This is a genomic window from Streptomyces sp. NBC_00012, assembly GCF_045040875.1.
GTDB lineage: Bacteria > Actinomycetota > Actinomycetes > Streptomycetales > Streptomycetaceae > Streptomyces.
Genome location: NZ_CP108310.1, coordinates 827218 through 853175 on the forward strand (window position 1 = coordinate 827218; position 25958 = coordinate 853175).

General features: G+C 70.5%; 23 protein-coding genes. 6 read left to right on the forward strand and 17 right to left on the reverse strand.

Going from position 1 to position 25958, the window contains the following annotated elements; genetic code table 11:
- Positions 1–38 precede the first annotated feature (38 nt).
- On the reverse strand, positions 39–455 hold the full coding sequence (locus OHA19_RS43255; protein WP_331749220.1) for a transposase: 417 nt from the start codon (positions 453–455) through the stop codon (positions 39–41).
- A 413-nt stretch (positions 456–868) separates the two neighbouring features.
- On the opposite strand from OHA19_RS43255, the gene OHA19_RS43260 reads away from it, so the two are divergent.
- Entirely contained in the window at positions 869–1396 is a 528-nt protein-coding gene (locus tag OHA19_RS43260; protein ID WP_331749218.1) for a hypothetical protein, read from the forward strand.
- A gap of 342 nt (positions 1397–1738) precedes the next feature.
- Positions 1739–2410, forward strand: coding sequence for an HAD family hydrolase (locus tag OHA19_RS43265; RefSeq protein ID WP_331754575.1), 672 nt, complete (start codon positions 1739–1741; stop codon positions 2408–2410).
- Here the strand turns inward: OHA19_RS43265 and OHA19_RS43270 are convergent.
- The gene (locus OHA19_RS43270) at positions 2382–3614 is read right to left on the reverse strand and encodes a helix-turn-helix domain-containing protein (RefSeq protein WP_331754577.1); all 1233 of its coding nucleotides are present in this window, start codon (positions 3612–3614) and stop codon (positions 2382–2384) included. The genes OHA19_RS43265 and OHA19_RS43270 overlap by 29 nt on opposite strands.
- Before the next feature lie 190 nt (positions 3615–3804).
- Here OHA19_RS43270 and OHA19_RS43275 point away from each other — a divergent pair, with 190 nt between their 5' ends.
- Entirely contained in the window at positions 3805–4188 is a 384-nt protein-coding gene (locus OHA19_RS43275) for a hypothetical protein (RefSeq protein ID WP_405753503.1), read from the forward strand.
- A 604-nt stretch (positions 4189–4792) separates the two neighbouring features.
- Here OHA19_RS43275 and OHA19_RS43280 read toward each other — a convergent pair.
- From OHA19_RS43280 to sbnA, 9 genes are all read right to left on the reverse strand, one after another.
- Entirely contained in the window at positions 4793–5701 is a 909-nt protein-coding gene (locus tag OHA19_RS43280; protein ID WP_331754579.1) for an aminoglycoside phosphotransferase family protein, read from the reverse strand.
- Positions 5702–5854: 153 nt separating this feature from the next.
- On the reverse strand, positions 5855–7030 hold the full coding sequence (locus OHA19_RS43285; RefSeq protein WP_331754581.1) for an FAD-dependent monooxygenase: 1176 nt from the start codon (positions 7028–7030) through the stop codon (positions 5855–5857).
- Positions 7027–8499 carry a condensation domain-containing protein gene (locus OHA19_RS43290; RefSeq protein WP_331749212.1) on the reverse strand — a complete coding sequence of 491 codons (1473 nt, stop codon included), beginning with the start codon at positions 8497–8499 and terminating at the stop codon, positions 7027–7029. The genes OHA19_RS43285 and OHA19_RS43290 overlap by 4 nt, the downstream gene beginning before the upstream one ends.
- Entirely contained in the window at positions 8496–9209 is a 714-nt protein-coding gene (locus OHA19_RS43295) for a DsbA family protein (protein WP_331749211.1), read from the reverse strand. Before OHA19_RS43295 ends, OHA19_RS43290 begins: the two co-directional genes overlap by 4 nt.
- 35 nt (positions 9210–9244) lie before the next feature.
- Entirely contained in the window at positions 9245–9988 is a 744-nt protein-coding gene (gene fabG / locus OHA19_RS43300; protein WP_331754582.1) for a 3-oxoacyl-ACP reductase FabG, read from the reverse strand.
- A gap of 62 nt (positions 9989–10050) precedes the next feature.
- Positions 10051–11145 (reverse strand): beta-ketoacyl synthase N-terminal-like domain-containing protein, encoded by a 1095-nt coding sequence (locus tag OHA19_RS43305; RefSeq protein WP_331749206.1) that lies wholly within the window; start codon positions 11143–11145, stop codon positions 10051–10053.
- A 35-nt stretch (positions 11146–11180) separates the two neighbouring features.
- Positions 11181–12473: a beta-ketoacyl-[acyl-carrier-protein] synthase family protein gene (locus OHA19_RS43310; protein ID WP_331749204.1), complete on the reverse strand. Its 1293-nt coding sequence runs from the start codon at positions 12471–12473 to the stop codon at positions 11181–11183.
- Positions 12470–12733 carry an acyl carrier protein gene (locus OHA19_RS43315; RefSeq protein ID WP_331749202.1) on the reverse strand — a complete coding sequence of 88 codons (264 nt, stop codon included), beginning with the start codon at positions 12731–12733 and terminating at the stop codon, positions 12470–12472. Before OHA19_RS43315 ends, OHA19_RS43310 begins: the two co-directional genes overlap by 4 nt.
- Positions 12734–12870: 137 nt before the next feature.
- A complete protein-coding gene (sbnA, locus tag OHA19_RS43320) occupies positions 12871–13920 on the reverse strand; it encodes a 2,3-diaminopropionate biosynthesis protein SbnA (RefSeq protein ID WP_331749200.1) in 1050 nt (349 codons plus the stop codon).
- 212 nt (positions 13921–14132) lie between these two features.
- Between sbnA and OHA19_RS43325 the strand changes: the two genes are divergently transcribed.
- The 3 genes from OHA19_RS43325 to OHA19_RS43335 all read left to right on the forward strand — a co-directional run bounded on the left by OHA19_RS43325 (position 14133) and on the right by OHA19_RS43335 (position 17695).
- Positions 14133–15746 (forward strand): tryptophan halogenase family protein, encoded by a 1614-nt coding sequence (locus tag OHA19_RS43325; protein WP_331754584.1) that lies wholly within the window; start codon positions 14133–14135, stop codon positions 15744–15746.
- 85 nt (positions 15747–15831) lie between these two features.
- Positions 15832–16368 (forward strand): flavin reductase family protein, encoded by a 537-nt coding sequence (locus tag OHA19_RS43330; protein ID WP_331749196.1) that lies wholly within the window; start codon positions 15832–15834, stop codon positions 16366–16368.
- Entirely contained in the window at positions 16355–17695 is a 1341-nt protein-coding gene (locus tag OHA19_RS43335) for a cation:proton antiporter (protein WP_331754587.1), read from the forward strand. Before OHA19_RS43330 ends, OHA19_RS43335 begins: the two co-directional genes overlap by 14 nt.
- Before the next feature lie 91 nt (positions 17696–17786).
- On the opposite strand, the gene trpD is transcribed toward OHA19_RS43335, so the two are convergent.
- From trpD to OHA19_RS43365, 6 genes are all read right to left on the reverse strand, one after another.
- Positions 17787–18899, reverse strand: a complete 1113-nt coding sequence (trpD, locus tag OHA19_RS43340; protein WP_331749192.1) for an anthranilate phosphoribosyltransferase — start codon at positions 18897–18899, stop codon at positions 17787–17789.
- A 19-nt stretch (positions 18900–18918) separates the two neighbouring features.
- Positions 18919–19200, reverse strand: a complete 282-nt coding sequence (locus OHA19_RS43345) for a hypothetical protein (protein WP_331749190.1) — start codon at positions 19198–19200, stop codon at positions 18919–18921.
- 192 nt (positions 19201–19392) lie between these two features.
- Positions 19393–20025 carry an aminodeoxychorismate/anthranilate synthase component II gene (locus OHA19_RS43350; RefSeq protein WP_331749187.1) on the reverse strand — a complete coding sequence of 211 codons (633 nt, stop codon included), beginning with the start codon at positions 20023–20025 and terminating at the stop codon, positions 19393–19395.
- A complete protein-coding gene (locus OHA19_RS43355; protein ID WP_331754589.1) occupies positions 20022–21557 on the reverse strand; it encodes an anthranilate synthase component I family protein in 1536 nt (511 codons plus the stop codon). Before OHA19_RS43355 ends, OHA19_RS43350 begins: the two co-directional genes overlap by 4 nt.
- A 12-nt stretch (positions 21558–21569) precedes the next feature.
- A complete protein-coding gene (gene sbnB / locus OHA19_RS43360) occupies positions 21570–22604 on the reverse strand; it encodes a 2,3-diaminopropionate biosynthesis protein SbnB (protein ID WP_331749181.1) in 1035 nt (344 codons plus the stop codon).
- Positions 22605–22745: 141 nt separating this feature from the next.
- The gene (locus OHA19_RS43365; protein WP_405753506.1) at positions 22746–25769 is read right to left on the reverse strand and encodes a BTAD domain-containing putative transcriptional regulator; all 3024 of its coding nucleotides are present in this window, start codon (positions 25767–25769) and stop codon (positions 22746–22748) included.
- Between the last annotated feature and the right edge of the window lie 189 nt (positions 25770–25958).

The following is a 25958-nucleotide window of genomic DNA, read 5'->3' on the forward strand; positions in this document are numbered from 1 at the left end:
GCCAGCCAACACGATTGCAGGGTGCGGGCTCAACGAAATTAGCGGGCATCGAGGTGTCCACGGGCTCGACGGGTGGTCGCGCAGCGGGTGCGTAAGCGCTGGTTGCCGGGGTCGCGGAAGCCGTGGGCGTCGCGGGCGACTGTCTTGATGACCCGGTTGGTGCCTTCGGAGCCGGCGTTGGTGATCCCGGTGTGCAGGAACGCAAGGATCTCTGGCCACCATGCCTCGACGGTTGTGGCTAGGCGCTGCAGTTCGGGAAGGTCGGCGTCGGCGCGTCGGCGGTAGAACCGGTACAGCAGATCGCGGACCTGTTCCCGGTCCGGGCGGGTCCGGGCGGTGGCAAGCAGGTCCAGGAGGTCTTCCTTGGCGTTCCACGCGACGGTGATCGGCGTGCCGATCACCCTGGGCAGGTTGGACAGCTCGTCGAGGAGAGCGTCGACGTGCTCGCCGCGCATCCGGGCGGCGGAGCGGGTGGAAGTTCGCCGGTGAAGCTCTGCCCACCGCCGAGGAGGCCGGGTGCGCCGGCACCCGCATCCTGCGGGCGGACTCCCAGTTCTACAACGCCGGGGGGATCGCCGCCTGCCGCCGGGCCGGCGCCCGCTTCTCGATCACGACCGGTATGAACCCCTCCATCAAACGAGCCGTCCTCAGCATCCCGGGCAAGGCAGGGCAGCAGATCACGCACCCGACCGCAGTACCCTGACGCCCCTGACCATCCCGCCCCTCCAGAGCCCGACCGGAGCAGAACTGTGGAAAAGCTGGGCAGGCCAGCAAGCACCGCCTGCCCGCGCCCAGTCACAACCCCGCCACCCCGACCCTCGAAGCCTCAAAAGATCACTTCAGAAACAGACCGGTGAATCGAGGTTCAGTGTTCCCCACACGGATACTTGCCGGTGCCCCGTTGGCTCTGGCGATTCTCGCCCTGTCCGGCTGTTCTTCCCTCTGGCACTGCACCGACACGGCGGCGGAGCGCGGTAGGGCCGGTGTCAGGGTGCAGGTCGAGGACACATCTGGACAGCCTCTCGGCGTCACCGCCGAGGTCGTTGACTGGCGCCTTGAGCCCCACCCGCAAGTACCCTCCGAAGGTGACCGGGTCCACTTCCACTACCGCTTCGACGGCGCCGACGAAAGATCCGGCCCGGCAGTGGATGCCTGCGCAGTCGACAAGAAGCGCATGGCGTTGGGGTGTCAGACGGTTTATTCGTCCCAGGCGTTCGGGCCGGATGGTGCCCTCACGGGCGACGACTGGCTCGCCGTCGAGCATCCTGAGCAGGTTGCCGGAGTGCTGTTGATCCCCAATGACCAGTCCTACGACGGACGAACCTGCGAGACGGACATCAAGGACGGTGGCGGGCCGCATCCCCCGGAACCAGCCGGCACGGGGGACCAGTTGTAAGGCGGTTGAGCGCGAGGCACGGGTCTGCCTGCGCCCCGGTGTTTGCGCTGTTTGGTGGTCTGGTTGCGCGCCCATCGCCCCGGCTCGACCTTGCTGCGGCCACTCTGAGTTCTCAGGATCGGCCACCGCATCGGCTTCTTGATCGATCGGGGCCAGTCCCGGAATGACCATGCCGTCCGCGCCGACGCCGTACACGTCGCCGTCCCACCGCGCGGCTTGGCCCTGCATGGCGAAGCCGTACGCGGCTGCGTACGTTCAGTGGTGGTTCGCGTTCTTGCCAGTGGGTCTGTCCGGCCTTGAGCAAGGCGTCGGCCTTGGTCGCGACACCTCTAAGATCGGGCCATGATTCGCGCAGTGGTGTTTGACGTCGGTGAGTGCCTGGTGGACGAGACCCGCGAGTATGGCACGTGGGCCGATTGGCTCGGCGTACCGCGGCACACGTTCGCTGCCAGGTTCGGCGCGGTCATCGCCCAGGGCCGGAACTACCGCGACACGTTCCAGGAGTTCCAGCCAGGTTTCGACCTGTACGCCGAGCGGGAGAAGCGCGCGCAGGCCGGGCAAGCGGAGCACTTCGACGAGAGCGACCTGTACCCGGACGTTCGCCCGGCCCTTGCGCAGCTTCGAGCGGCTGGGCTGTGGCTCGGCATCGCGGGCAACCAGACCGTGCGGGCTGGCAGAATCCTGCGGGAGTTGTTCACCGACGATGTCGACCTGATCGGCACCTCGGACGACTGGGGCACATCGAAGCCCGACCCGAAATTCTTCGTACGCGTCGCCGAAGTCGCCCCGCACGACCACAGCGAGATCCTGTACGTCGGCGACCGCGTCGACAACGACCTGCGCCCCGCGGTGGCCGCCGGGATGCATACCGCGCTGATCCATCGCGGTCCCTGGGGAACCATCCAGTGGAACACCGCCGAGGCCAGGGAGCTGCCGACGTTCCGCATCGAGTCCCTGGCCGAACTTCCGGAGGCCATCAAAAAGTTCAACGAGCGAGTGCACTCACAGTCGTAGCCCACCCGTACAGCCGATCGTCCAGGTCCCGCACACACTGCTCATGCTGGTGCGGGGCCAGAGATCGGCGTACTTCCTGAACCCGGTCCATGCCCATCGCATACCAGGTGACCTCAAGCTGATCGAGCGCCCGACACGCGTACTCACACGCCTGCTCCGGGTTTCCGGCCGCCGCTTCAACCGCAGCGAGATCGCCGTAGATGACAGTTCGTTGCTTGTCCTCAGTGGCTGGCATGTCGTCGAGGACTGCGAGGAGCGTAGTTCGTGCCTGGGGCAGATGACCTGCCTTCAGCTGGGTGTTCCCCTTGAACGCGGCGAGACGGACCGCGGTGAACCAGTCCATCCACAGCGGCGACGCATGCCCAGTGCCCGCAGTCAGAACATCCTCAGCGTGCCCGATCAGGTGCAGGGCCGTCCTTGTGTTCCCGCACCGGGTCTCGCACTCGGCCTCGACGGCGTCCAGCCATGCCAGGAACTCGGCCGACGCAGGGCCGCGGCGAGCGTGGGTTCGTGCGGCCACCATGCGCTCCACCGCCGCGTCTCTCTCGCCCGCCCATGCCGGGATGAACGCGGAGTGGGCGAGGATTGCGCTGCCGAGCAGCGGATCGTCCGCCTGCCCGGCCGCCTGGAGCGCGAGCAGGAGCGTCGTCGCCGCCTGGTCGCTGTCGCGGAGGTCGAAGAGCTCGATGCGTCCCGTTAGCAGATATGACTCGGCCAGCGCCGCAGCGACGGTGCGACGGGTCTGCCCAGCCGTCTCGGTCAGCAGCGCGCATCCGAGCGTGGTGTGGGCGACGGCCGCAGGGTGCAAGGTGGCCGGGGCGACGGACCAGTACAGACGCCGGTGAGACCGGGTCACCGCCTCGAAGTCCGCAGCCACGGAGGCGGGTTGCATCGCCACTGCGGACTGCATCGGGACAGCCGCCAACCCGACAGCGGCCACGGACGCCCCGACCAAGGACCGCCGCACAGGGTCGACCCGGTCACGGCCGACCGGAGGGGCGAAGCCGAGTGATTCCATGTCCTGACCGAGCAATTGGGTGAGGGACTGTTGCAGATCGGGGTGCGGACAGGGCGGGTTCTCGGACTCCCAGCGCCGAACCTGCCGGACACCCACCCCGAGGGCGGTTGCCAGCTCCTGCTGAGATCGGTAGCCCGCGGCATGACGTGCGGACCTCAGACGGGTGTTGCTCGCGGGCTGCGACATGCGCACCTCCATGATGTGTGCTCAAGTCAGCGTCATGGAAGGCCCTTTCGGGCACCAGCCATCACCCGTACGACGGCATGAAAGTCCTCTTCTGTGTCGCGAAAAGACCTCTGGAAGTCCTCGATATGCGCCCCCGCGAGGGCCAGTCTTGGCGAACCTGCCCAGCACGGTGCCCCGAGGAGCCGCAGACATGACCCCATCCAGCATCCACACCATCAGAGACTGCCGGCTCGAAAAGGCCGGCCGCACCTGGGATGCGATCCGCGTCCCCCGCAGTGTCGGCCTCTCGGCCCTCGCCATCCTCGGCACCCGGTCCGGGGCTGTCCTCGAAGACCCCTTGTCAGCCGCGTTGTACTGGTTCATTCCCGTAGGCGATGCCGCTGCCTGGGATGTGGCCGGCACTCGCGTCCTTGCCGAGGACGCCCATCTGGTAATTCCGCCGGTCAGGCGTACGCAGGGTCCTGGTCCGCACTGGCGGGTGTGCCCTGCCGATGAGACGTGGATGACGGAGGCCGCGGCTCTACAGGCCGCGCTTGAAGATGCGGCCAGTCCTTACCGAGGGGCGGTGCGATGACCACCTCCGCATCGAGCCAGACATCGGTTCCCGACGCCGAGTACCGCACGCTCCTTGGCCACACGTACGCATGCTTGGCCTGTCGCGCGGGGGTCGTCTGCCCCACGGCGGTCCGGCTGCATCGCGCTTGGCTGGAGGCCCGCCGATGATGTGTGATCGCTGCCAGAAGCCCATGACGGCCGAGGAGTCGGAGGCGTACGAGATGCCCGGCGCGACTGGTCCTGGCCTCACCATCCGTGTGCACAGGCGGCCTTGCTCGCTGCCTGTCGCGGCCCGGCCGACACCGTACCCGCGCGAGCGGAAGCACTGATCTCCCGCTCGTGGTTGCATCGCGTCGGCCGGCCACGAGCGAGCCTGTTCCCCGCGCCCGATGCGCTCACGAAGTGGTTCGGCCGAACCACTTCCCGGGGCGGCGGACGTGGCGCAGGTAGGGGTTCATCGGCCGCGACGGGTTCTGGACTCGCTGTCCTGTCTCATCGGAAGTGAGCTGTTGATGAACCCTGTGACCAGGACGGTGCGGGTTCGGTGAGATGAGCCGGACTCAGGGCATTGCGGTGAGGTGCTCCATTTCAGTGGGTTCCGTAGCCCTGACCGGGGAGGCCACTCAACGCGCAGCGGCATCGGTGAGGATTGCCCCAAGTCGTGCTCGGCACTCGGCGACGAAGGAGGGGAAGGTGTTCCAGTAATAGGAGATTCCGCTGACGCCCACCGCGATCGCCCAGGCGCGGGCACGGGCCCAGGTCGGATCGTCGAGGCTCAATGTGTCCCAGTAGGCCTGTCGTGCTTGTGGCGGCAGGTCCCAGAGTGTGGAGTGCTCGGCGTCGGGAAAGCCGACCGAGAGTCCTCCGAAGTCGATGACTGCGTGGAGCTTGCCTTCCCGGACCAAGAGGTTGGTCGGCTTGAGGTCGCCGTGGAGCCACACGTGAGGTCCGGAGGGCTCGGGCAGTGCGAGCGCGGCTCGCCACAACTGTTCCAGAGAGTCGACGTCGAGCTCAGAACCCACGGTGGTTCGGCAATCGTCGAGACACCCAGCGATCCACTGGTCGCATGGCCCCAAGCCGCCTCCCCGGTACCAGCTGAGGCCATCTGCGCGAGTCGCACCCATGAGGTCGATGCTGTGGAGCTCCCGCACGACCGCCGCGAGATCGGCTCCGAAGGCGGCCCAGTCCCGGACGGTGTCCGGGCCGGCCTCGACACCGTCGATCCAGCGGTGGACCGACCAGGTCAGAGGAAAGACGTCGGTGGGCGTCCCAGCGTGGACGACCTCGGGAATCGGACATACGAGGAAGGGCGCCAGGCGAGGAAGCCATTCCTGCTCCTTCCGCACGGACTGTCCCTTCTCGGCAGTTCGTGGAAGTCGCACGAGCAGGTCATCGCCCAGCCGATACATGGTGTTGTCCGTGCCCGCGCCCGCGGGCGACAACGGCAGGTCGGCCCACTCCGGGCGCTGGGCCTTCAGCAGTGACCGGACCAGCGTCTCGTCGACCGGGATCTCATCCTCGTGAAGTGTCACGTCGGAAATCTCACCGCAGGAGCGAACGGGAAGCCAGTGACTTTCTGAACGAGGCAGGCGACGGGACACGCGCATGAGACGCATGGCGGGGTCCCTGGCGCGGGGAGAGCGCCAGGGACCCCTGGTCCTGTTCGCACGCGACCCGACTACACGTCAGGCCGCTTGGTGGAGCCGGTTCTCCGACCCGCCGAGGGCCGCCTCGACGTCGTGGTCGAGGACCCAGTCGACGCTCTCGGCGTCGATGCGGCGCTGCGCGGCGGCGTCCTTCGGCTGCTGCCCGGTCCGGGAGCCGCGCTGCACACGGGTGGTGTGCGGCCGGCGCGCCTCCTCGTAGCGGCGCAGGGCGGCGGCGATGCCGTCCGCGCCGGGCGCCGCCCCTTCGAGGCAGACGGCGAGCGCCACGGCGTCCTCCACCGCCTGGTTGGCGCCCTGTCCGTGGTGCGGGAGCATCGGGTGGGCCGCGTCGCCGAGCAGGGTGGTGCGGGTGGTGCTCCACCGCTCCAGCGGCTCGCGGTCGTACAGCGCCCAGCGGCGCACCTCGCCCGCCGCGTCGGCGAGCGCGCGCACGGTCGGGTCCCAGCCCGTCAGGACGGCGTCCAGGTCGGTGCGGTCGCCCGCGCTGGTCCACGACTCGGCGGCGCCCTCGGCGGCCGGGGTCACCACGACGTAGGTGAACTGCCGGCCCCCGGTGACCGGGTAGAGCAGGACGCGCGCGGTGGGCCCCGCGTACATGTACATCAAGGCGGGATCCAGGTCCGGCAGGTCGGCGGCGTCGACCACACCGCGCAGGGCGCTGTTGCCGGAGTAGACCGGGGCGTCGGCGCCCGCGACCGCGCGGCGCACCGCCGAGTGCACGCCGTCCGCGCCGATCAGCACGTCGGCGCGGGCGTCGGTGCCGTCCGCGAAGTGCAGGACGACCCCGTACACGGTCTCCTCGTACCGGACGAGCTCCTTGCCGGTGTGCACCCGCTCGGCGGGGACCCGCGAGGACAGCATCCGGTGCAGGTCACCGCGGTGCACGGTGTAGTACGGGGCGCGGAACCGCTCCTGCCAGGCCTCGCCCATCTCCTGGCGGGCCACCGTGGCGCCGTTGTGGAAGGCCCGTACCTCCAGCGCCTCGGGGCGCACCGCGCACCGCTCCAGCTCCGGCCCGAGGCCGAGGCGTTGGAGCAGTCGGGTGCCGTTGGGGCCGAGGTGCATGCCGACGCCCTGCTCGCGCAGTTCCTCCCCCCGCTCGTAGACCTGGACGTCCAGGCCCCGGTGGTGCAGTGCGGCGGCGGCCGTCAGACCGCCGAGTCCCGCACCCACGATCGCGATGCGCATGGTCATCGGTGTTCCCAGGAGTTCTCGAAGGATTCGAAGTCGTCGAAGTCATCGAAATCGGCGACGTCGTCGAAGGAGGTGGTGCCGAGGGCGAGCAGCGCGGCCGTCTCGTCCTGCCCGGCGAGTTCCACGTCGGCGATCCGGGTGCCCGGGTCGGCGACGGCCGCAGCGAGCATCCGCTCGTAGCCGTCCGCGAACCGCTCGGCCGTGGCGCGGTCGAGCAGGTCGGTGTCGTACGAGAAGACGGCGGTGACACCGTCGGGGGTCTGCTCGATGCGCAGCAGCAGGTCCAGCTGGCCCTCCTGCTGCGGGACGTCGATGAGGGCGATGTCCAGCCCCTTGTACGCGACGGACGGGCCGATGATCTGCCCCGGCGGAACGTTGGGCACCGGCGGGTCCATCCGGTCCATCTGGACCAGGAACAGCGCGGTGCGGAAGACGGTGGCCTGCGGGAAGGCCAGTGCGCACGGGTAGCGGACGTTGACCATGCCCCGCATCACCCGCTCGCCGGCCAGCGCGGCGGTGCCCCGGAAGGTGCTGGTGGCGTCGAACTCGGCCCGTACCGGCATGGTGTTGAGGAAGCAGCCGATCACGTCCCGCTGCGCCTTGCCCATCCGGCTGGTCGCGGGCACCCCGAGGACGAATTCCTCCTGGCCGGTCCAGCGGTGGGTGAGTGCCTGGAAGACGCCGAGCAGATACGCGAACGGGGTGACGCCCGCGTCGTCGGCCGCCGCGTCGAGCCCCTGGGCGGTTTCCGGGGCGAGCACGCGGACCACGGTGCCGCCCCGGAGCGAGCGCACGACGGGTCGCGGCCGGTCCAGCGGGAGCTCCGCGGCGGGCGCCCCGGCGACCGACTCGCGCCACCGGTCCGCGCCGCGCCGCCCCGCCTCGGAGGCGATGTGGCGCAGTTCCTCGGCGGCGTGGTCGGCGTACGAGCCGGGTATGGGCTGCCAGGCCGGTGCGGTGCCGGTGGAGATGCCCGCGTAGGCGTCGAGCAGGTCACGCACGAGCAGCCAGCGCGAGGTGAAGTCGCTGACGATGTGGTGGGCGGCGGTCACCAGTGCCCACTCCTCGTCGGAGCGGCGCAGCAGCACGACCCGGAAGGCGCCGGACTCCAGGCGGAAGGGGCGGGCGCCCGCCTCCTCCGCGGCGCGTCGCAGGCCCTCCTCGTCGATGGCATCGAGGTCCCTGAACTCCATGCGGACCAGGGCCCGTTCGGCGGCGGTGCGGACCGGTGTGCCGTCCTGCTCGGTGAAGACGGAGCGCAGCAGCTCCTGCCGGTCGCCGACGGCGGTGACCGCCTCGGCCATGGCGGCCGGGTCGACGGGTCCGCGCAGCAGCAGCGGCATCACGATGTTGTAGGAGGCGCTCTCCGGTGCGACGCGGTACGCGGTCCACATCGCTTCCTGGATGGCGGTCAGTGGCAGGGTTCCCCTGGCCGTGGCGCGCTCGTCGGTGCCGGTCGCGGTGCTCATCCGCAGCCACCCGCGTGGCTCATGTCGGTGGTCCGGCCCGCGGCGGGCGCGGCGGGCGGCTCGACCGCGGTGGACGCGGAAGTGGCGGGGGCGAAGGACGCCGCGAAGTCGGTGACGCGGTCCAGGCCCCAGTACGGCTCACTGCCGTTGATGAAGTACGGCACGCCGAAGACGCCGTCGCGGTGCACGTCGAGCAGCGCCCGTACGCCCTGTTCGCGCACGAGCGGGTGGTGGGGGGCCTGGGCGACCTCCGCACCGTCCAGGCCGATCTCCTCGGCCAGCTCGCGCACCACGTCCGGGTCGCAGATGTCGCGCCCCTCCAGCCAGCGGGCCCGCCCGGCGCGCTCGACCCAGGTGCGGCCGAGTCCCTCGCGCTCGGCGAGGAACCAGGTCAGGTGGGCCGGCTCCCACCAGGGCTTGCGGTCCACCGGCCAGGTCAGCGCCAGGCCGCGGTCGGCGGCGAGCCTGCGCACGTCGCGCAGGATGTAGAACTGCTTGGCCCGGGACATCGGGTGGAACGGGAACTCGGCGCCGGGCGATGCTTCGGCGAGGAGCTTCTCGCTGGTGGGGTCCGGTTCCCAGAACGGGCGCCATTCGACGCGGTCCAGCAGCTCCGGATGGTCGCGCTCCAGGTCGGCGAGGGCGAAGAAGTTGTAGGGGCTGCGCAGGCTGAAGTAGAACCGGGGCGGCTTGGTGGTGCGGGCGGTCATGGCGAACTCCTAGGGATCACGGGAGGACCGGGGTGTCAGACGACCAGGCCGCCGTCGATGGAGAAGACCTGTCCGGTGATGTACGCGGCACGGTCGGAGGCGAGGAACGCCACCAGCTCGGCGACCTCCTCGGGCTCCCCGAACCGGCCGAGCGGGATGCTCCTGGTCATGTCCTTGGCGTACTTCTCGGAGAGTCCGCCGGTCATGTCGGTACGGATGAAGCCGGGTGCCACGGTGTTGGCCCGCAGCCCGGCCCGGCCGCCCTCCTTGGCGAGGGCCTTGGTGAAGCCGATGATCCCGGCCTTGGAGGCCGAGTAGTTGGTCTGGCTCGCCTGCCCCTGGGACGCGATCGAGGAGAGGGTGATCACGGTGCCCCGGCGGCGCTTCATCATGGGGAAGACGAGCGCCTTGGCGAAGTTGTACGTGCCGTCGAGGTTGGTGCGCACCACGGCGTCCCAGTCGTCGTCGGTGAGCGTGGCCAGGTTGCTGTCCCGGACGATTCCGGCGGCGGTGACGAGGGTGTCGACCGGGCCGAGGGTGTCCTCGGTCTCCGCGACGAAGGCGCGCACCCCGTCCCGGTCGGTGACGTCGACGCGGCCGGTCAGCGTCCTGGCCCCGTGCTCCCGGGCCGCCTTCGCGGCGAGCTCGGCCGCCTCCGCCCGGGACTGGTAGGACAGGGCCACGTCGTATCCGTCGCGGGCCAGGACCTCCACGACGGACCGCCCGATACCGCGCGATCCACCGGTGACGAGGGCCACCGGCCTGGGAGTGTCGGACATGGTGCGTGCCCTTTCTGCGAGTGCTGCGCGGGAAGTCGGGGGCTTGCTGAGGGCTCGGCGGCTCAGCCGAGGCGGAGCAGGGCCGCGCCCACGGTGCCGTCCCGGTCGACGGCGGTGACCAGGGCGAGCCGGTCCACCAGCTCCGGGCGGGCGGCCGACTCGGCGAGTACGGCGGCGAGTTGGAAGGCCGCACCGGCCGCGGTGGCGTCGCCGATGAGGGGGCGGACCGCGACGCGCGGCGCGGCGAGGCCGTCCAGGGCCGCGGTCTCCTCCTTGCCGAAGACGCCTGGCGGGTTGCCGGGGGCGATGAGCGCGATGTCGTCGGGGGCGGCCCCGGCGGCGGCCAGGACTTCGTCGACGCAGCTCTTGAGCACGGCGGAGGCACGGCCCGTGTTCCGGAAGGCCCGGAAGCGGCAGCCGAGCACCGTCGCGAGGACGGTGCGTCCGCTTTCGCGGGCCGCCGCCCCGCTCTCCAGGAGGAAGAGCGCCGCGCCCTCGCCGAGCGGTTCGGCGGCGCTGCCGCCGTGGTCGGCGACGTGCTCCAGCCGGGCGCGCTGTACCGAGAACTCCTCGGCTGCGCCCGCGAGGAGTGCGGTGGCGTGGCCGCCGCGCAGCAGCCGGGAGGCGTAGTTGAGGGCGAGCAGCCCGGTGGCGGCGCCGCCGGAGACGGTGACGTTGGGGCCCTTGAGCGTGTGCCGGATGGCGCTCTGTCCGGTGGGGCAGTTCATCACGGTGTTGGGGAACCTGGCGGGGTCGACCAGGTAGGGCGCCCTTCCGGTGAGCGCGTCCCGGGTGAAGTCCATGATCGACTGGACGCTGCCGGAGGTGCCGAGCACCAGGCCGGTGCTCTCGGGGCCGGCGGCCAGGCCCGCCCCGTACTCCTCCAGGAGCATGCCCACGGTGGTGGCGGCGATGGCGGTGACCCGGTCCATGGAGCGGGTGCCCTTGCGGCCGAGGACCGCCTTGATGTCGAAGCCGGGAATGAGCCCGGCCTCGTCGTAGGGCACCGGCCACTGCTCGCCGTCGAGGGCGGCGACGGCGCGACGTCCCTCGCGCAGTCCGGCCGTGAACCCGTCCCGGCCCAGCCCGTACGGCGAGGACACGGCCCAGCCCGAAACGACCAGGTCCTGCGCGGTGGTGACCGCGTCGGCTGACATTGCGTTCAACTCCTCTCAGGCCGCGTCGGGCCGGTTCACGCCGCCGCCGCTGCGTCGGCGGGCAGGGTCTCGGCCGCGTTCGCGTCCCAGTGCCCGAGCATCAGGACCGCGTTGTTTCCGCCGAAGGCGAGGCCGTTGTTCTGCACGACCCGCAGCCGGGCCTCGACCGCCTCGTTGGGTACGCAGTCCACCGCGCACTCGGGGTCGGTCGTGCGGTGGTTGATGGTGGGCGGGATGAAGCCCTCCCGCAGTGCCAGGGAGCAGGCCGCGGCGGCCAGCGCGCTCGCGGCGCCCATGGTGTGGCCGATCATCGACTTGATCGACACGGTGCGCGGCAGTTCATCGCCGAAGACCTGCCGGATCGCACCGACCTCGGTGACGTCGTTGGCCTTGGTGCCGGTGCCGTGCGCCGAGATGAAGTCCACGTCGGACGCCTCGATGCCGGCGTTGCGGTGGGCGGCCGTGATGCAGCGCGCGATGGAGTCCCGGTCGGGCGCGACCGGGTGGCTCGCGTCGCAGGACAGCCCGTAGCCCAGGACCTCCGCGTAGATGCGGGCGCCGCGGTCCAGCGCGGACTCCAGGGACTCCATCAGGAGGATCCCGGCGCCCTCGCCGGTCAGGATGCCCTGCCGGTCGGCGTCGAAGGGGCGGCACACGTCGGGGGCGATGGTGCCGAGCCGGTAGAAGCCGGTGAACGTCTTGCGGCACAGGGCGTCGGCCCCGCCGCAGAGCGCCATTTCGACGTCACCGGAGCTGATCGCGTCGTAGCCGGAGCCGACCGCGTAGTTGCCGGCCGCGCAGGCGGTGGGGACGGTGACCGTCTCCACGTCCTCCAGGCCGAGTTCGCGGACGATGCCGGCGGAGAGCCGGCCGGGCCACACCCGGCGGGCGACGGTGGCGTCGAGCCGGTCCTCGCCCTCGGCGACCTGAAGGCCGATCAGATGGTCCAGGTCGCGGGACTCACCGTCGGTGGTGCCGACCGAGACCAGGGTGCGCCTGGCCCGTACGTCGTCCTCGGTGAGTCCCGCGTCCGCGACCGCCATCCGGCTGCCGGCCACCGCGAACTGCGCGGCCCGGCCGAGCTCGTCGGCGGTCATGTCGCGCAGCCACGCCTCGGGATCGAAATCGGTGATCTCGCAGGCGTTGGAGTACGCGAATCCGGTGGTGTCGAAGGCGCCGATCGGTTTGGCGCCGCTGCGCCCGGCCCGCAGGCCGTCGGCGAAGGCGTCCACCCCGGTGCCGATGCTGGTCACCACGCCGAGCCCGGTGATCACCACCCGGTGCCGGGGGGCCGTGCGCGGCGCCGTGCCGCCCGTCGCTCCGCTCACTTTCCCTCGGCCTCCGCGACCACGGCGTACACGCCCGCCAGGTTGACCATGCGGCTGAGCTCGGCCTGCTCCAGGACGAGACCGAAGTTGCGCTCCAGGGAGGCGAGGATCTCGATGGTGCGCAAGGAGTCGGCGTCGTGCTCCTCCTTGAAGAGGCTGGTGTCGGTGACCTCGTCGAGTTCGAGTTCGAGGATGTCGCAGACGATCTCCTTGATCTCGGCCTTGCGCTCGGTGTTGAGGTCGGCGATCTGGGTGGTCATGTGGTGCCTCCGGGTCTCGGTTCGGGTTTCCCTGTCCGGGATTTCCCGGGTCGGGATTTCTCTGGTCTCCGGTGCTGCTATCCGGAACTGCTCTGCGGTGCTGCTCTCTGATGAGGAAATCCTGCGGTGACGCGCTATTACTGGGCTATATCGGCCAGTTGGCCCACGAACCCGGCGTCGGTCGGCCCGTCCCACAGGTGGGCGACATCGCCGAAGTGCCGCTGCACCCAGGCGTCGTCGTAGATGGTGTCGAGGTAGCGGTCGCCGCCGTCGGGCAGCACGATCACCACGTTGGAGCCGGGCGGTATGCCGGGGGCGAGCCGGGTCAGAGCCGCGACGACCGCGCCCGAGGAGCCGCCGGCGAGGATCGCCTCGCGGCGCACCAGGGTGCGACAGCCCACCACACAGTCCAGGTCGCCGACGTGCACCACCCGGTCCGCGTCGGACCGCCGCAGCAGTTTGGGCGCGACGGACGCGCCGTGGCCGGGCACCAGGCGGGCGCAGTCGACGGGTGAGTCGAACAGCACGCTGCCGAGGGCGTCGACCGCGTTGACGGTCGTGCCGAGGCGGTGCCGACGGATGTACTCGGCGCAGCCGCCGAGCGTGCCGCTGGTGCCCGCGGCCACGACGAGCTGGTCGACCTTGCCGTCGAGGGCTTCGGCGATCTCCCCCATCGTGGTCTCGTGGGCCCGCCGGTTGAGCGGGTTGGCGTACTGGTCGGGCCAGTAGGCGTCGGGCGTGATCGCCACGAGTTCGGCGACCCGGTGCAGCCGGGCGGACAGCAGTTCCCCGGTGGCCGGGTCGGGCTCGGTGATGACCTCGACCTCGGCCCCGTAGGCCCGCAGGATCGCGATGTTCTGCCGGGTGGTGCGGGTGTCCACCACACAGACGAGCCGCAGGCCGTAGTAGCCGCAGATCTGCGCGAGCCCGATCGCGAGGTTTCCCGAGCTGGACTCGATGACCGTCGACCGGCCCGGGACGAGCTCCCCGGACCGGATCTTCGTGGCCACCATGTTCAGCGCGGAGCGGTCCTTGACACTGCCGCCGGGGTTGAAACGCTCCACCTTGGCGAACACCCGCGAGGTGAACCCCGGCATCAACCGTTCGAGCTCTACGAGCGGGGTTCCTCCCACAGTGGAAAGGATGCCTTTCAGCCCCGTCTCCGGCTCCCGTTCTGTGCGCGCCATGTGATGCGGCCATCCTCTGCTGGGAGATACGAGTGCGGAATCAACAGGCCCCAGGCTGTGCCCGCGCGCTATACGCCCTCCATAAATCCCGACGCCCAGCGATCTCATTCGGCCTTTTCCGCCGGGTTATAGAAGTGCCGTAGGGACGCTGCCGATTCTGGCCATCGCCACAGTTCCGACACAACAACTTCGGCCAGAAGAGGGAATTCGATATGACGGACACCTCCACCGCAACAGACAACGCCATCAAGAAGGTCGTGATCCTCGGCGGCGGTACGGCCGGCTGGATGACCGCCGCCTACCTCGGCAAGGCCCTCCACAACACGGTCGACGTCACGGTCCTGGAGGCTCCGAGCATTCCGCGCATCGGTGTGGGCGAGGCCACCGTGCCCAATCTGCACCGTGTTCTCTTCGACTTCCTCGGAATCGAGGAGGAGGAGTGGATGCGCGAGTGCAACGCCAGTTACAAGATGGCGGTCCGCTTCATCAACTGGCGTACGCCGGGCAGAGGTCAGAGCGATCCGCGTGAGCTCGACAACGGCGGTGCGGACCACTTCTACCACCCGTTCGGCATCAGCCCGGAGCACGACAACATTCCGATGTCGCACTACTGGTTCAAGAACAAGTTCGAGGGGAAGACGGACGAGCCGTACGACTACGCCTGCTTCCGCGAGGCGCCGCTGATGGACGCCAAGAAGTCGCCGCGGCACCTGGACGGCACCTCCCCCACCCGGTACGCGTGGCACTTCGACGCGGCGCTCGTCGCGGACTTCCTGCGCCGGTTCGCCACCGAGAAGCAGGGCGTGAACCACATCCAGGACGAGATGACGCGGGTCGAGAAGGACGAGCGGGGCTTCGTCAAGGCCCTGCACACCAAGGAGGGCCGGGTCCTGGACGCGGACCTGTTCGTGGACTGCTCCGGCTTCCGCAGCCTGCTGATGAACCAGGCGATGGAGGAGCCCTTCGTCGACATGAGCGATCAGCTGCTGTGCGACCGCGCGGTCGCCACGGCCGTGCCGCACGACGACGAGGCCAACGGCGTGGAGCCGTACACCTCGGCGATCGCGATGTCCTCCGGGTGGTCCTGGAAGATACCGATGCCGGGCCGCTTCGGCACCGGTTACGTCTACTCCAGCCGCTTCACCACGCAGGAGGAGGCCACCGCCGAGTTCTGCGAGCTGTGGGGCCTGGACCCCGAGACCACCGAGTTCAACCACGTGAAGTTCCGGGTCGGCCGCAACCGCCGGGCCTGGGTGAAGAACGTCATCGGCATCGGCCTTTCCAGCGCCTTCCTGGAGCCGCTGGAGTCCACCGGCATCTACTTCATCACCGCCGCGGCCTATCAGCTGGCCAAGCACTTCCCGGACAAGACGTTCAACCAGGCCCTGGTCGACAACTTCAACAGGGAAATCGAGGTGATGTTCGACGACACCCGCGATTTTATCCAGACCCACTTCTACTTCGCGCCGCGTACCGACTCGCCCTTCTGGCGCGCCAACAAGGAACTGAAACTCCCCGCGAGCATCCGCGAGAAGATCGACGCGTACAAGGCGGGCCTTCCCGTCAATCCCGCGGCCACCGACGACACGACGTACTACGGGAACTTCGAGGCGGAATTCCGCAACTTCTGGACCAACGAGCGCTATTACTGCATCTTCGCCGGCCTCGGCCTGGAGCCGGACGCACCGCTGCCGATCCTGTACCACAAGCCGGAGTCCGTGGCCGCCGCGCAGGCCATGTTCGCCCAGGTCAAGAAGGAGCAGAAGGAACTCCTCAACTCTCTGCCGAGCACCCACGAGGCGCTCCGCAGGCTGCACGGCAAGTAGTCGTGCCGCACCGCGTCGCCCGGCAGCCGGGACTCCTCTCCGGCCGGCTGCCGGGCGCGCGGCACACGTCCTCGAAGGAGAAACCATGACCGACCGGCCCGTTCCGGAAGCCGACATACGCCCTCTGATGGGCAGTTTCCCCTCCGGCGTCTCCGTGGTGACGACGCTCGACTCCGACGGCACGCCCCGCGGGATGACCTGCAGTTCACTGGCGAGCGTGGCGCTCTCCCCGCCGACGCTGGTGATCTGCCTGCGCACGGCGAGCCCCACCACCGAATGCGTGCTGTCCAGTGGGCAGTTGGCCCTCAACCTGCTGCACGAGGAGGCGCACGGCACCTCCGACCTCTTCAGCTCCGGCAACCCCGACCGGTTCGCGCTGAGCGAGTGGCGGCTGCCGCTGGGCGCGGGTGGCCCGCACCTGACGGAGGCCGCGCACGCCATCGCCGACTGCACGGTGGTCGGTACGCGGGAGGTCGGGGACCACACCACCGTCTTCGCCCAGGTGCGGCGGTTCACCGCCGACGAGTCCGTCCAGCCGCTGCTGTACGGGCGGCGCCGCTACGCACGCTGGTCGGACGCCACGGCGGCCGCCAGGGAAGGAGCCGGCCGTGTCGGCACGTGACCCCCTGCCCGATCTCCTGATCGCCATCCCGGTGGTCATCCTGGTGTGCCAGGCGGGCGCCCAGCTGTTCCGCAGGTTCGGCCAGCCGCCGGTCATCGGCGAGATCACCCTCGGCATCATGCTGGGGCCGTCGCTGCTGGGCTGGGTCTCGCCCGCGGCACAGGCCTGGCTGTTCCCTGAGTCGGTGCTGCCGTTCATCAGCGCCTTCGGCAACATCGGCCTGCTGGCCTTCATGTTCCTGATCGGCCTCGAACTGGATCTCGGTACATTGCGCGGCCATCGCAGGACCGCCCTCGCGGTCAGTCAGGCGAGCATCGCCCTGCCGCTGGTCCTGGGCTCGCTGCTGGCCTTCGCGATGTTCGGCTCGTTCGCGCCGCCGGGCGTGGGGCGGTTGCCGTTCGTGCTGTTCATCGCCGTGTCGATGAGCATCACCGCGTTCCCCGTCCTGGCCCGGGTCCTCACCGACCGGGGCCTGGTCGGTACCCGGATCGGCTCGCTGGCCATGGCGTGCGCGGCGGTCGACGACGTGACCGCCTGGTGCCTGCTGGCGGCGGTCGTCGCGGTGTCGACGAGCGGTTCACCGGCCGAGGCTCTGACGACGGCGGCGCTCGCCGCGGTCTTCCTCGCCGTCATGATCTACGCGCTGCGTCCGCTGCTCGCCCGCTGGGCGGAGCGGGCCGAACGGGTCGTGGACGGTGTGGTCCTCGTCGTCCTCTTCAGCGGCCTGTGCCTCTCCGCACTGGCCACCGACAGGATCGGCGTGCACGCGCTGTTCGGCGCCTTCGTCTTCGGCCTGGTCACTCCCCGGGGGTCCATGGTCATCGAACGCTGCACGGCCCGGCTGCGCGCGTTCTCGGTTCCGGTTCTGCTGCCGCTGTTCTTCGTCTCCACCGGGCTGCACACCGATGTCTCACTGCTGGCCGGCGACCCGGTCCAGTGGCTGTGGGCGCTGGCGATACTCGCCGTCGCGGTGCTCGGCAAGTGGGGCGGGAGCACGGGCGGGGCCCGGCTCTCGGGTCAGTCCTGGCGCGACTCCCTCGCGATCGGGGCGCTGATGAACTGCCGGGGCCTGACCGAGCTGGTGGTGCTGAACCTGGGGCTCGAACTCGGTGTGATCGGGCCCGAACTGTTCACCATGCTGGTGCTGATGGCGCTGATCACCACGGGCCTCACGTCGCCGGCCCTCTCCTGGATCCGGCGCGAGAAGTTCCGCGGTTCCCCGCGGACGGGGTCCGGGCCGCCCGCCCGGGGCGACGCGGAGCCGACCGCGGTCGGCGGCGCGGACCAGGAGCGGGACCAGGCTCTCGAACCCACCGCCGCCCGGTGACCGCGCGGACGCGCCACGGCCGTACCCACCGGTTCCCCGGGAGGTATCGCCATGGCGCCGTCCACGGTCCTCGTCCGTCCCGGGTGCCCGGTCACGCCGCCGTGGCGACCCCGGCGACCGGGGCTTGCGGGGCCTCGCCGACCGGGGTGTGCGGGGCCGAGGTGGCCCGTACCCACCGGTCGAGGGTGTCGGCCGCGGCGCCGGAGTCGATCGCCCGGCCCGCCGCTTCCACCGCCCAGCCCAGGCGTTCGGTGACGGTACGGCCCCCGGTGGGTTCGCCCGCCACGAGCGCGGCGCCCGCGGAGAGCAGCACCGCGTCCCGCACCGGGCCGCGCTCGCCGTCGAGGACCCGGCGGGCGACGGCCGCGTTGTACACGGCGTCCTCCCCGCGCAGTGCCTCCAGCGGTGCGAGCGCGATCCCCACGTCACGCGGGTCGAACCGCTCCCGCCTGATGTCGCCGTCGTCCACGGCCAGCACGGTCGACGTGGTGGTGACGGTGAGCTCGTCGAGCCCGTCGTCGCCCCGGAAGACCAGGCCCCGCCCGCCGGCCCTGGCCAGCGCTCCGGCGATCAGCGGCAGCAGCCGGGCGTCGGCGACCCCGACCGCCTGTGCGGTGGGCGCCGCCGGATTGGTCAGCGGGCCCAGCGCGTTGAAGACGGTCGGGATGCCGAGCTGTTTGCGCGGCCCCGCCGCGTGGCGCATCGCCGGGTGGAAGTCCGGCGCGAAACAGAAGGTGATGCCCGCCTCGTCGACCACGGCGGCGATCCGCTCGGGCGACAACCGCAGGGTGACGCCCAGTGCTTCCAGGACGTCGGCGGAGCCGGAGGCCGAACTCGCCGCCCGGTTGCCGTGCTTGACGACCCGTGCGCCCGCTCCCGCCGCGACGATCGCGGACATCGTGGAGATGTTGACCGTGCGTGCCCCGTCGCCCCCGGTGCCCACCACGTCGACGGTCCTCCCCGGCACGTCGATGTGTACGGCATGGGCCAGCATTCCGTGCACGAGCCCTTCGAGCTCGCCCACGGTCTCGCCCTTGGCCCGCAGGGCCACCAGGAAGCCGGCGATCTGTGCGTCGGTCGCCCGGCCCCGCATCACCTGGTCCATCACCCAGGCGGTGTCGACGGCGGTGAGATCCCGGCCGTCGAGCACCTGCCCCAGCAACGGGGGCCAGGAGCGGTCCTGTTCGGGTGTCGTGGGGCTCACTGGTCTTCTCCTTCTCGGGTCAGGCGGCGCTCGGCGCCGGGTGCCACGGGTCGTCCAGCGTCGGTCCCTGGACGGACACGGGGCTCGGGTGCCACGGGTCGTCCGGCATCGACGAACGGGCGGCCACGGGGCTCGGGTGCCACGGGTCGTCCAGCGGCGTGGCGGAAGCGGTGGTGTAGGAGCCGGCGTGGTCCGCCCGGCCGGCCTCCGAGACGGTCTGCACGGTGGCGAATATCGCCGCGCCGGCGAGCGTGACGACGACGGTCTGCTGGATCTTCCCGGTGATCGCGTTGAGCTTCATGATTCCTTTTCCCCCTATGAACTGTTGCGGTTCGTTCCGACATCCAGAACATTAGGAAGGATCTGTTTCGAATCATTATCACCAGGACTTCCGCCTATCAGACGCAGCAATATATTCGATATAATCGCTGGTCAGCGCCATGCGGACGAGATTGTTCCAGCCATCTGGAGGGTGCGGCCGAGGAGATCGATTTCAATTTCCGACCGATCCCACGCGCGAGCTCCGTATATCGGTCTTCTCCCTCGCGGGGCCGGCCCGGCGGGCGGCCGCCAGAAAGTTGTCCAGGAGCCGCAGGCCGCCGACGGTGGTGATGGACTCGGGATGGAACTGCACCCCTTCCACGGCGAGCGTGCGGTGCCGCAGCCCCATCACGTAGCCGTCGTCCTGAGCGTGCGCGGTGGCGATCAGCGGGGGCGGCAGCGGTTCGCCGGCGATCAGCGAGTGATAGCGCGTGGCGGTCATCACCGGCTCCAGCCCCTCGAACACCCCGGCGCCGTCGTGGCGCACGAGGCTGGTCTTGCCGTGCTTGAGCCGCTCGGCGACCGTGACCCGGCCTCCGTACGCCAGACAGATCGCCTGGTGGCCCAGACAGATGCCGAGCAGCGGTACGGACCCGGCGAAGGCGCGCACCAGCTCGACGTGGCCCGAGTCGGCCGCGTGGCCGGGCCCCGGACCGAGGACGACCGCGTCGGGCCGGAGGCCGGCGAGCTGCTGCGGGGTGCGGGTGTGCGACCGGACGACGTCGGTGTCGGCGCCCAGGGTGCGCAGGTACTGGTCGATGATGTGGGTGAAACTGTCGTACGCGTCGACGAGCAGGACCTTCACGGCAGCAGCTCCTCACCGGTCAGCGACCAGTAGGCCGCGCCCATCTTGTGCAGGGTCTCCCGCCACTCGGCCCCGGGCGAGGAGTCGGCGACGATGCCCGCGCAGCTCTGGGTGGAGTAGGTGCCGCTGCGGCCGTCGTGCACGATCGTGCGGATGCACAGGGCGAGTTGGCTCCAGCCGCGCAGGTCGACGAGGCCGACGGCGCCCGCGTACATGCCGCGCGGCTCGCTCTCCAGCTCCTCGATGATCTCCATGGCGCGGATCTTGGGCGCGCCGGTGACGGTGCCCGCCGGGAAAGTGGCGCGCAGCACGGACCAGGTGTCGTCCTCGGGAGCGAGGGTGCCCTCGACGGTGGAGACGAGATGGAAGACGTGCGAGTACGTCTCGACCGTCATCAGCCCGCGCGCCTCCAGCGTGCCGGGCAGACAGACCCGGCCGATGTCGTTGCGGCACAGGTCGACGAGCATGACGTGCTCGGCCCGTTCCTTCTCGTCGGCGACGAGCCGGACGACCCGGGCCTCGTCGGCATCGGGGTCGCCGCTGCGCGGCGCGGTCCCGGCGATGGGCCGCATGACGACCTTGCCGCCCTCGGTGCGGAAGAGCACTTCGGGGCTGGCGCCGATGACGGTACGCCCGTCGCGCGGGACGAGGTACATGTACGGGGACGGGTTGCGGCCGCGCAGCCGCCGGTAGACCTCGAAGGGTTCGAGGTCGGATTCGACGTCGATGCGGTGGCCGATCTGGATCTGGTAGATGTCGCCGACGCCGATGTGTTCCAGGCAGCGCCGGGCCCGCGCGAGGAAGGTCTGCTCGTCGCAGGTGTCCCGTACGGCGTGCGGCCGGGGCGCCTCGGGCAGGACCTCGGGGATCGGGCCGACGGCGGCGACCGCCGCGACGGTCGCCTCGGTCAGGTCGAGGGGTTCCGGGTCGGGGAAGGCGTCGCTGTGCGCGGTGAGTCTTCGCACGGTGCCGGGTTCCGGGCCGTACCAGACGGTCTCGCGGAACAGGCCGAGCACGATGTCGGGCTCGTCGTGGTCCCGGTCGCCCCGGTCGGGCAGGGTCTCCATGTGCCAGGCGGAGCCGTAGCCGAAGGTGGCGAGGAAACCGAAGGCGTAGCTGTCGTGGGGCCGGCCGGTCTCCACGGCGAACAGATCCTGGACGGTGCGCAGCAGTTGCCAGAGCTGGTCGCCGTGGAGGAGGCCGCGTTCGTTGCCGGGCCGGGGGGCGAGGCCGAGTCCGTCGGCGGCCGCGAGGGCCGCGGCGACGACGGCTTCGGCGCCGTCGACGGAGATCCGGTCGGCGTGCACCCGGATCTCGGCGAGGAGTCCGTGGCCCACGACGGTGGCTCCGGGAGACTGTCCGGGGCCTTCGCGGCTCTCCAGCAGGAAGACGTCGTGCGCCGACTGCTCGCGCAGCGCGGCGTACAGGTCGAGTGGTTCGTGCGGAGCGAGAGCGGTCTCCTCCACACGTACGGTGATGGATCCCGGGCCGGGCCCTGCGGGCCGGGGCGGGCTGTCGAGCAGAGTGGTCACTGTCGTCTCATCTCAGCCGTATCGGCGCATCTCGTGGAAGAAGTCGTCCACGACGGCGAGCCGGCCGTCGGCGCGCAGGGTGTCGTAGATGTGTCTGCCGACCGCGAGGTCCAGTACGCCGAGCCCGAAGGGCGAGAAGACGACGGGCCGGTCGCCGGGGATCTTCAGGTCGCCGGTGAGTACGTCGTACAGGGTGCCGTCGATGAACTCCCGGTTCCCGCTGAGCTGTTCGGCGAGGTGCGGGGAGGTATCGGCCTTCAGGCAGTGTTCGATGTCGTCGACGACGTTGGTGGCCGCGAGGATCACCTCGGGCGACAGGTCGCGCAGCGACACGTGCAGGACCAGCGGGTTGTGGGTGAACCACGCCGGGTCGGTGACGTGCGGGGCTCCGGCGACGGTCGCGAAGACGACGATGTCGCTGGAGCGGATCAGCTGTTCCGGGCCGGTGTGCAGGGTGACCTTGCCGTTGTCGCCCTCGCGCTCCAGGTGTTCGGCGAAGCCCCGGGCGTGCTCGTCCGACAGGTCGTACACCCCGGTCTCCTCGAAGCTCCAGCCGGTGCCCACGAGGTACTGGTGAATGAACCGGGCGATCAGGCCGGTGCCGAAGAAGCCGATACGGCGCGGCCGGTCACGCCCCTCGGTGAGCCTGTCCGCGGCGAGCGCCGCGGAGGCGGCGGTGCGGGCCGCGCTGATGATGGAGCTCTCCAGGCAGGCCAGCGGGTAGCCGGTGGCCGGATCGTTGAGGATGAGCACGGCGGAGGCCCGGGGGATCCCGGCCGCCACGTTCTCGGGGAAGCTGGAGATCCATTTGATGCCGTCGACGGGCGCGCCGCCCCCGAGGGACGCGGGCAGGGCGATGATGCGTGAGGTGGGACGGTCGGGGAAGCGCAGGAAATAGGAAGGCGGGTTGACCGTGTCACCACCGCCGTGCACGCGGTAGGCCGACTCGATCAGCCGGACCACTTCCTCGTGCCGGCCGTCGAGGACTCGGTGCACCTGCGCGCCGGGAATCACGGCGAACGAGGGCACCCCGGGGGTAGGCGGCATCACTGACTCCACAGCTCTCGGGAAATCGAATTTCTGTGATGACGCTAGGCATCCGCCTTATCGGCGTGATATCACCGGATTAAGCGGACCCCGTCCCGCCGCCCGTGGCCGAACCCTGAAGAATGGCCGGTCCCTTCCTTCCTATTCGACGATTCCCACCTCCGGAGAGACCTCCGGAGAGACCTCCGGAGAGACCTCTGGAGAGACCTCCGGGGAGACGTCCGGCGACACCTCCGGGGATCCGCTGAGTTCCCGGGCGACCTCCTCCTGCCAGTGCGTGGCCCCTCTGCGGGTGAACAGCTCCTTGGCGCCCAGGAGTTCGGTGCGGGCCTCCTCCTCCCGGCCCAGCTCCCGCAGGAGTACGCCGAGTTTCAGCCGGATCGATCCCTCGACCACGGGGCTGCCGAGCCCGCGGGCGACCTTGCGGCCCTGGACGTACGCGGTCTCGGCCGATTCGAGCGCGCCGAGCGCCACCCGGGCCTGGCCGAGTCCGTACAGGGCGTGCGCGAGGCCGTGGGTGTCTGCCTTCGCCCGGGACAGCTCCTCCACCCGCAGGTACGACTCTTCGGCCTCCTCCGCCCGCCCGGACAGGAGCTGCGCGCTGCCCAGCCGGTACAGGCACTGGGCGAGGCTGCGCGAGGCGCCGGGCTCCATGGACTCCGCGACCCGTACCGCGTCCCGGGCGTGGCCGAGGCTGGCCTCGTAGTTGCCCCGGTCCAGCTCCAGCTGGGCCATGTTCTGGAGGACGGACGACTCCGACGACAGATCGCCGGCCTCGCGGAAGATGGGCAGGGCCCCGCGCAGCCGGTCCGCCGCCGCGTCGGGGTCGCCCTGGAGGCGGTGGACGACCGCGAGGTTGCGCAGGACCAGGGCCCGGCCCAGCCGTTCGTCCAGGTCCCCGTACAGCGCCAGCGCCTCCTCCGAGCGCGCCTTCGCCTCGTCCATGCTCTGCCGCATCAGCGCGGCGGCCCCGGTGTGGTGCAGCATGACCGCCTGGCCCAGACGGTCGTCGGCGGCCCGCGCCGCGTCCAGGGCGTGCACGGCGCAGCTCTGCCAGTTCTCCACGTAGCTGCGCGTCTCGAAGAGCACGGACGCGGACCCCGTGAGGTCCCAGGCGAGATCGGCCATGCCCATCCGGGCCGCCTGCTCGACCATGCCGACCAGACAGAGCCGCTCCGCCTCGAACCAGGCCAGCGGGTCCGCGAGCAGTTCCTCCAGCAGGTCCGTGTCGATGGTGGCCGGCTCGGTGCCGCTGTGCACGATGCTGAACTCCCCACCATTCTCCCGGCGGTGGGCCTCGCGGGCAATGGTCAGGGCGGTATGGAAGACCCGGCGGCAGGCGTCCCGCCAGGCCTCGTCCGACTCCTCGTCCCGGGCGCGCTCCCCCGCGTACAGACGCAGCAGGTTCTGGAAGCGGTAGCGCAGCCGGCCGGTCGCGTCGACGCCCACGACCTCCAGGAACTGGGTGTCCACCAGGTCCTCGAGAAGCAGCTCCGCGTCGATCACATCGACGTCGAGCAGCGCGGCGGCCACCCAGGAGGTGAAGTCCGGTACGTCGGCGAGGCCGAGGCGGCGGTAGAGGCGGGCCGCGTCGGGGGACAGATAGCGGTAGCTGAGCTCGAACCCGGCCCGTACCCGGGACTCCCCCTGGCTCAGCTCGTCGAGCCTGCGCCGCTCGTCGCTGAGCCTGGTCACCAGGTGCCGTACGGACCAGTGCGGCTTGGACGCGAGGCGCGCGGCGGCGATGCGCAGGGCGAGCGGCAGCCGGTCGCAGAGCTCGACCAGTCGGTTCGCGTCCGTGCGGGCGGTGGCGATCCGCTCCTCGCCGACGATCTTGGCGACGAGCACGACGGCCGCGTCGGGCGGCAGTACGCCCAGGTGGACGCGGGCCTCCTGCGGCCAGGTCACCAGCTGCTCCAGCTGGTCGCGGCTGGTGACGACCACACAGCTGGCGCCGCTGCCCGGCAGCAGCGGGGCGACCTGGGCGTGGGTGCGCACATTGTCCAGGACGATCAGTGCGCGGCGTTCGGTGAGCAGGCTGCGGTAGAGCGCGATCCGCTCCTCCAACGCCTCCGGGATCTGCTGCCCCGGCACACCGAGCGAGCGCAGGAAGCGGCCGAGGACGTCGCCGACGGATGCGGGCTCGTGCTGTTCGTCGTAGCCGCGCAGGTCGGCGAAGAGCCGCCCGTCGGGGAAGTCGTCGGCGACCCGGTGCGCCCAGCGCAGGGCGAGGCCGGACTTACCCACCCCGGCGACACCGGTGATCAGGCCGACGGTGGGGGTCTGGAGCGCGGTCCCGGATTCGATCATCAGCGCGTCCAGGGCCGCGAGTTCGGCCTCGCGACCGGTGAACCCCGGTACGTCCGGCGGCAGTTCGGAGGGGACCACGACGACCTCTGGCACCGCTGTCTCGGCCACGACGGAGACCGGTCCGTCGGCCGGGGACAGCGAGGGGTCGTCGCGCAGGATCAGGTCGTGCAGTTCCTGGAGGTCAGGGCCCGGTTCGAGCCCTAGCTCCTCGATGAACTGCTCGCGCGCCTCCCGGTACGACTCCATGGCCTCGGCACGCCGGCCCGCCCGGTACTGGGCGAGCATCTGGTGGTACCGGGTCCGTTCGCGCAGCGGGTTCTCCTGCACGACCCCGCCGAGCTCGGGCAACAGCTCGTAGTGGCGCCCCAGCGCCAGCTGGACGGCGGTGGCGTCGTCGTAGGCGTTGAGCCGGTGCTCACCGAGACGGCTGGCCTCCTCCTCGACGAGCAGCCCGGACACCCCGGCGAGCGCGGGCCCGCGCCACAGGTCGAGGGCGCGCCGGTACCGGCTCGCCGCGTCCTCCAGGCGCTGCTCCCGCACGTCGGCCTCCGCCTGGGCGACGAGGCCGGTGAACTCCACCGAGTCGATGTAGTGGCTCTCGGCATCGAGGAGGTATCCCGGATGCGCGGTCACGATGGTGTCGTCAGCCGCGCCCTGCGCCTTGAACGTCTTGCGGAGCGCGGCGATGACGATGGCGATCTGGGTACGGGCGGTGGCGGGCGGGTTCCCGTTCCATACCTCGTGCACCAGAGTGTCCACCGGCACGGTTCGGCCGGGATTGAGCAACAGCAGTGCGAGCGTGGTGCGTTGACGCGCCCCGCCGATGACCACCTTTCGCTCGCCCGACGTCACCATGAGTGGGCCAAGGATTTTGAACAAGAACCGTTCCCCCACCGGGCCTCCCGTTTCCCCCACCCCGAGGAATTCCGGGATCAGATTACCCGTCCAGGAGTTCGAAACGGGTGATCGGCGGCGAACTCCCCGTGGCCGGTTTCCGGTGCCGGGCGCGGACATACCGTCCGGGACCGGTTACCTGTCATATGC

Excerpts from the sequence above, each read along its gene's own strand:
- OHA19_RS43255 (WP_331749220.1), bottom strand. The coding sequence starts at position 455 with ATGCGCGGCGAGCACGTCGACGCTCTCCTCGACGAGCTGTCCAACCTG.
- OHA19_RS43315 (WP_331749202.1), bottom strand. The coding sequence starts at position 12,733 with ATGACCACCCAGATCGCCGACCTCAACACCGAGCGCAAGGCCGAGATC.
- OHA19_RS43275 (WP_405753503.1), top strand. The coding sequence starts at position 3,805 with ATGACCCCATCCAGCATCCACACCATCAGAGACTGCCGGCTCGAAAAG.
- OHA19_RS43285 (WP_331754581.1), bottom strand. The coding sequence starts at position 7,030 with ATGACCATGCGCATCGCGATCGTGGGTGCGGGACTCGGCGGTCTGACG.
- OHA19_RS43305 (WP_331749206.1), bottom strand. The coding sequence starts at position 11,145 with ATGTCAGCCGACGCGGTCACCACCGCGCAGGACCTGGTCGTTTCGGGC.
- OHA19_RS43330 (WP_331749196.1), top strand. The coding sequence starts at position 15,832 with ATGACCGACCGGCCCGTTCCGGAAGCCGACATACGCCCTCTGATGGGC.
- OHA19_RS43295 (WP_331749211.1), bottom strand. The coding sequence starts at position 9,209 with ATGACCGCCCGCACCACCAAGCCGCCCCGGTTCTACTTCAGCCTGCGC.
- OHA19_RS43265 (WP_331754575.1), top strand. The coding sequence starts at position 1,739 with ATGATTCGCGCAGTGGTGTTTGACGTCGGTGAGTGCCTGGTGGACGAG.
- OHA19_RS43290 (WP_331749212.1), bottom strand. The coding sequence starts at position 8,499 with ATGAGCACCGCGACCGGCACCGACGAGCGCGCCACGGCCAGGGGAACC.
- OHA19_RS43345 (WP_331749190.1), bottom strand. The coding sequence starts at position 19,200 with ATGAAGCTCAACGCGATCACCGGGAAGATCCAGCAGACCGTCGTCGTC.
- OHA19_RS43325 (WP_331754584.1), top strand. The coding sequence starts at position 14,133 with ATGACGGACACCTCCACCGCAACAGACAACGCCATCAAGAAGGTCGTG.
- OHA19_RS43365 (WP_405753506.1), bottom strand. The coding sequence starts at position 25,769 with ATGGTGACGTCGGGCGAGCGAAAGGTGGTCATCGGCGGGGCGCGTCAA.
- sbnB (WP_331749181.1), bottom strand. The coding sequence starts at position 22,604 with ATGCCGCCTACCCCCGGGGTGCCCTCGTTCGCCGTGATTCCCGGCGCG.
- sbnA (WP_331749200.1), bottom strand. The coding sequence starts at position 13,920 with ATGGCGCGCACAGAACGGGAGCCGGAGACGGGGCTGAAAGGCATCCTT.
- OHA19_RS43270 (WP_331754577.1), bottom strand. The coding sequence starts at position 3,614 with ATGTCGCAGCCCGCGAGCAACACCCGTCTGAGGTCCGCACGTCATGCC.
- fabG (WP_331754582.1), bottom strand. The coding sequence starts at position 9,988 with ATGTCCGACACTCCCAGGCCGGTGGCCCTCGTCACCGGTGGATCGCGC.